This window comes from Microbacterium sp. BF1 (assembly GCF_019279095.1).
GTDB classification, from domain to species: domain Bacteria; phylum Actinomycetota; class Actinomycetes; order Actinomycetales; family Microbacteriaceae; genus Microbacterium; species Microbacterium maritypicum.
In genome coordinates this window covers 1-4,770 of record NZ_JAGYWT010000182.1, presented here as the reverse complement: position 1 = coordinate 4,770, position 4,770 = coordinate 1, and the positions used below count along the sequence as shown (strand labels likewise).

The following is a 4,770-nucleotide window of genomic DNA, read 5'->3' as shown; positions in this document are numbered from 1 at the left end:
CCCTGGTCGCCGTGCACGGCGAACTCGACGTCGAGCCAGTCTTCGCCCCACGCGAGCGGGGTGTACTCGCGGCTCGGGGATGCTCGCAGCTCTTCGACGGACCCGGTCGGGCCTGCGGGGAAGAACAGGCGCATGTGGTCGTCGGAGCCGGGGGAGTCGAAGCCCGCGAGGTCTGAACCGGTCAGCCGCACGCGCACGAAGTCCGGTGCCAGCCATTCGCGGGCACTCAGCGTGACGTTGCGGAAGCGCAGCTCCAGGCCGCGACGCTCGATCGAGAAACCGGATTTCGTATCGCTCATAAAGTAAGGCTAACCTAAAGTGACGGGCGACGGTGATCCCTGCTCGTCACCCCGGCGCCCATCGTGTGCGCACCGATCCCGCAGAACAGGAGTCTCTCCATGTCCGTGCCCAGAACCCTCACCGCCACGAGCGTCGCTCTCGTCGGCCTCCTCGCCCTCGCCGGGTGCGCTTCCGGCGGCTCGGCGGAACCGGAGAAGACCGAACCCGCGGCAGCATCCGTCACGATCGAGGACAACACCGGCACGCACGAGATCCCGACGCCTCCCGCGTCTGTCGTGGCCCTCGACAACCGCACATTCCAGACGCTCTCCGACTGGGGCGTCGAACTCTCCGCCGCCGCCGTCGCGCTCATGCCGGAGACCGTGTCGTACGTGAAGGACGACGCGATCGTCGACATCGGGCTCCACAGCGAGCCCGACCTCGAAGCGGTCGTCGCCGTCGAGCCCGACCTGATCATCAGCGGCCAGCGGTTCACGCAGCACAACACGGCGATCGCGGACCTCGTGCCCGACGCCACGATCATCGACCTCGAGCCGCGCGAGGGTGAGCCCTTCGACGAGGAGCTCAAGCGTCAGGTCACCGTGCTCGGTGAGATCTTCGGCAAGCAGGACGAGGCCGACAAGCTCGTCGACGACTTCGATGCTGCCGTCGAGCGCGCCAAGGCCGCCTACGACGACGCCGACACCGTCATGGCCGTGAACACCTCCGGCGGCGAGATCGGCTACCTCGCCCCGACCGTCGGACGCTCGCTCGGACCGATTTACGACATCCTCGGGCTGACCCCCGCACTCGAGGTCGACGACGCGACCGACGACCACCAGGGCGACGAGATCTCGGTCGAAGCGATCGCCACCTCGAACCCCGATTGGATCCTCGTGCTCGACCGCGACGCCGTGTTCGCCGCCGAGACCCCCGACTACGTGCAGGCGGCCGAGATCCTCGAGAGCTCGGAGGCGCTTGCCGGCGTCACCGCCGTCAAGGAGAAGCAGCTCGTCTACATGCCCACCGACACCTACCTGAACGAGGGCATCCAGACGTACACGGCATTCCTCAACGACCTCGCAGACGCCCTCGAGAAGAGCGCGAAGAACTGAGGTACTGCGGCGGCATCCGGGTGACCCGGATGCCGCCGCATCGTCATCATGGTCTCCACCGACATCGCTTCGCCGCCCCGCAACGCCGGGCGGCTCTTCGACGTGAAACTGCTCATCGGCGTGCTCGTCGTCGCCGTGCTCCTCGTGATCTCGCTCTTCACCGGGGTGTACGACGTCACCGGCGCGGAAGACGGCGCGCAGATGTTCCAGATCACGCGCGTCCCCCGCACGATCGCCCTCGTCCTGGCCGGAGCCTCGATGGCCATGGCGGGTCTGGTGATGCAGCTGCTTACCCAGAACCGCTTCGTCGAGCCGACGACGACCGGAACGACCGAGTGGGCGGGGCTCGGACTCCTGTTGGTCATGATCCTCGTGCCGCAGCCGTCGCTCTCGCTGCGGATGGCCGGTGCGGTGCTCGCGGCCTTCGTCGGCACGATGGTGTTCTTCGCGTTCCTGCGGCGGGTCGCCCTCAAGTCCTCCCTCATCGTGCCGATCGTCGGGATCATGCTCGGTGCGGTCGTCGGCGCGCTGTCGACGTACCTCGCGCTGGCGACGAACTCGCTGCAGATCATCGGCGTCTGGTTCGCGGGCAGCTTCACCTCGGTGATGCGCGGCCAGTACGAGATGCTCTGGATCGTGGCGATCGTCGGCGTGATCGTGTTCATCGTCGCCGATCGACTCACCATCGCCGGCCTCGGCGAAGAGGTCGCCACCAACGTCGGCGTGAACTACAACAGGATCATCCTGCTCGGAACGGTGCTGATCGCGGTCACCACCGGTGTGGTCACCGTGGTCGTCGGCAATCTTCCCTTCCTCGGGCTCATCGTGCCGAACATCGTCTCGATGGTGCGCGGCGACGACCTGCGCAGCAACCTGCCGTGGGTGTGCCTGCTCGGCATCGCGATCGTCACGGTGTGCGACATCATCGGACGCACCATCATCATGCCGTTCGAGGTGCCGGTGTCGCTGATCCTCGGGGTGGTCGGTGCCGTGGTGTTCGTGCTCCTCCTGCTGAGGCAGCGTCGACGTGGCTAGCGGCGTGATGAGCGAGGTGGCGACCACCGGCCCGCTGCGGTCGGCGGGCTCGTTCACGACCCCGCGTGCGCGCCGTCGCTACTTCGTTGTGCTCGGGACCCTTCTCGTCCTCGCCGTCGTCTCGGGCTTCGGCCTGCTGGCGTGGGCGAATCCGATGCCGGTCGGCTCCACCGGGTTCTGGCGGATCGCCCAGCACCGGGCGACCGACGTCACGGTCATGGCGCTCGTCGCGGTCGCGCAGGCCATCGCCACGGTGAGCTTCCAGACCGTCACCAACAACCGCATCATCACCCCGTCGATCATGGGTTTCGAATCGCTGTACCGCGTGGTGCAGACCTCGACCGTGTACCTGTTCGGCGTGGCAGGGATCGTGGCGATCCAGGGCATCGGGCAGTTCGCGATCCAGGTCGCGATCATGGTCGCTCTCGCGGTCGCCCTCTACGGTTGGCTGCTGTCCGGCCGCTACGGCAATCTGCAGATCATGCTCCTGGTGGGCATCGTGATCGGGGGAGGCCTCGGGGCGATCTCCACCTTCATGCAGCGCCTGCTCACACCCAGCGAGTTCGACGTGCTGGCCGCGCGCCTGTTCGGCAATGTCTCCAACGCCGACTCCTCGTACCTGCCGTTGGCGATCCCACTGGTCGTGGCGGCGTCTGCGCTGCTGTGGCTCCGCTCGCGTCGGCTCAACCTGATGGCGCTCGGGCCCGATGCCGCGCGCTCCCTGGGCGTCGATCATCGCCGTGAGCTGTTCATCGTGCTGTTCCTCGTCGCCGTGCTGATGGCGACATCGACGGCTCTGGTGGGACCGATGACGTTCCTCGGCTTCCTGGTGGCCACGCTCGCCTACCAGTTCGCCGACACGCATGACCACCGGCTGATCTTCCCCGTCGCGGTGCTCACGGCCTTCACGATCCTGGCCGGGGCGTACTTCGTGATGAAGAACGTCTTCTACGCGCAGGGGATGGTGTCGATCCTCATCGAGCTCGTCGGCGGCACCGTATTCCTCATCGTCATCCTCAGAAAGGGCAGACTGTGATCGCTCTCGACGGCGTTCGCCGGGACTACAGCAGCGAGGTCGCGATCGGCCCCGTCGACTTCGAGATACCCGCCGGCGGCATCACCGCCCTCATCGGTCCGAACGGGGCGGGCAAGTCGACCCTGCTCACGATGATCGGTCGTCTCAGTGGAATGGACGCCGGTGCGATCGAGATCGCGGGACTCGACGTGGCCTCCACCAAGTCGAAGGACCTGGCGAAGGTCGTGTCGATCCTGCGTCAGGAGAACCACTTCGTGACCCGGCTCACCGTGCGCCAGCTCGTCGGCTTCGGGCGCTTCCCGCACTCGAAGGGGCGGCTGAATCGCGGCGACGAGGAGATCATCAGTCGGGCCATCGACTTCCTCGACCTCGGCGCCTTGGAGGGCCGCTATCTGGATGAGCTCTCCGGCGGGCAGCGCCAGCGCGCGTACGTCGCGATGGTCCTGGCGCAGGACACCGAGTTCGTCCTTCTGGACGAGCCGCTGAACAACCTCGACATGCGGCACGCCGTGCAGATGATGAAGCATCTTCGGCGGGCGGCGGAGGAGCTGGGGCGCACGATCGTCATCGTCCTGCACGACATCAACTTCGCCGGGCACTACGCCGACCACATCTGCGCCATGAAGGACGGTGCTGTGGTGGAGTTCGGGTCCCCCGCCGCGATCATGACGGATGAGGTGCTCACCCGCGTGTTCGACACTCCTGTGCGCGTCGTCGACGGTCCGTCCGGGCCGCTTGCCGTCTACTACTGAGCGGGCCCCTCAGAGCTCGATGCCGTGGTCTTCGTCGTTGACGCCGGCGTTGTTGCCCCGGCGCGACTCGTAGCCGAGGAACCAACCGAGCCACACGATCGCCGCGAGCAGCACACCGAGCCAGACGTTCTGGAAGATCAGCCCGATCACGACGCCGACGATCAGCAGGCCGACGGTGACGAGGATGCGCAGCAGAGAACGTGACATGGCCTCAGCTTAGGTGGCGTCCTCAGTGCCCACGATGATCTTCGGGTGCGAGGCGGGGACCCCTTCGTGGCTCCTGCACACCGCTGGCGTGGATGAGGCGCACGACCCGTTGCCGCTGTCCGGCCCAGGGGGCGAGGAGCTCGACCATGCCGTCGTCGTCGGTGCGCTTTCCCGTCAGCGCGTAACCGACCTGGTGAGCGAGGTGATAGTCGCCGATACTGACCGCATCCGGATCTCCGAGTGCGCGGATGCGGGTCTCCGCCGAGGTCCACACCCCCACGCCGGGAAGGCTCGTGAGCACGCGGTCGCGGTCGGCTCCTGTGACGGCGGCTCCCACAGCGCGGGC

6 protein-coding genes and 1 pseudogene are annotated in these 4,770 nt (G+C 67.0%); 4 read left to right on the top strand and 3 right to left on the bottom strand.

Annotated elements, in window-relative coordinates:
• On the bottom strand, positions 1-299 hold a 299-nt coding region (locus tag KZA10_RS08195), incomplete at its 3' end, for a siderophore-interacting protein (protein WP_218682617.1).
• 99 nt (positions 300-398) lie between these two features.
• Between KZA10_RS08195 and KZA10_RS08190 the strand changes: the two genes are divergently transcribed.
• Genes KZA10_RS08190 through KZA10_RS08175 form a run of 4 tightly spaced genes read left to right on the top strand, consistent with a single transcriptional unit; the run spans position 399 to position 4,217 of the window.
• A complete protein-coding gene (locus tag KZA10_RS08190; protein ID WP_055869962.1) occupies positions 399-1,394 on the top strand; it encodes a siderophore ABC transporter substrate-binding protein in 996 nt (331 codons plus the stop codon).
• A gap of 48 nt (positions 1,395-1,442) precedes the next feature.
• Positions 1,443-2,429: an ABC transporter permease gene (locus tag KZA10_RS08185; RefSeq protein WP_055869965.1), complete on the top strand. Its 987-nt coding sequence runs from the start codon at positions 1,443-1,445 to the stop codon at positions 2,427-2,429.
• A 7-nt stretch (positions 2,430-2,436) separates the two neighbouring features.
• Entirely contained in the window at positions 2,437-3,465 is a 1,029-nt protein-coding gene (locus KZA10_RS08180; RefSeq protein WP_151486962.1) for an iron chelate uptake ABC transporter family permease subunit, read from the top strand.
• Complete coding sequence (locus KZA10_RS08175; protein WP_218682616.1) at positions 3,462-4,217, top strand: ABC transporter ATP-binding protein; 756 nt, start codon at positions 3,462-3,464, stop codon at positions 4,215-4,217. Before KZA10_RS08180 ends, KZA10_RS08175 begins: the two co-directional genes overlap by 4 nt.
• A gap of 9 nt (positions 4,218-4,226) precedes the next feature.
• On the opposite strand, the gene KZA10_RS08170 is transcribed toward KZA10_RS08175, so the two are convergent.
• Entirely contained in the window at positions 4,227-4,424 is a 198-nt protein-coding gene (locus KZA10_RS08170; RefSeq protein ID WP_017828101.1) for a hypothetical protein, read from the bottom strand.
• Positions 4,425-4,446: 22 nt separating this feature from the next.
• A pseudogene (locus KZA10_RS08165) lies at positions 4,447-4,770 on the bottom strand (DNA-3-methyladenine glycosylase 2 family protein); the annotation flags it as partial.

Excerpts from the sequence above, each read along its gene's own strand:
- KZA10_RS08185 (WP_055869965.1), top strand. The coding sequence starts at position 1,443 with ATGGTCTCCACCGACATCGCTTCGCCGCCCCGCAACGCCGGGCGGCTC.
- KZA10_RS08190 (WP_055869962.1), top strand. The coding sequence starts at position 399 with ATGTCCGTGCCCAGAACCCTCACCGCCACGAGCGTCGCTCTCGTCGGC.
- KZA10_RS08180 (WP_151486962.1), top strand. The coding sequence starts at position 2,437 with ATGAGCGAGGTGGCGACCACCGGCCCGCTGCGGTCGGCGGGCTCGTTC.
- KZA10_RS08170 (WP_017828101.1), bottom strand. The coding sequence starts at position 4,424 with ATGTCACGTTCTCTGCTGCGCATCCTCGTCACCGTCGGCCTGCTGATC.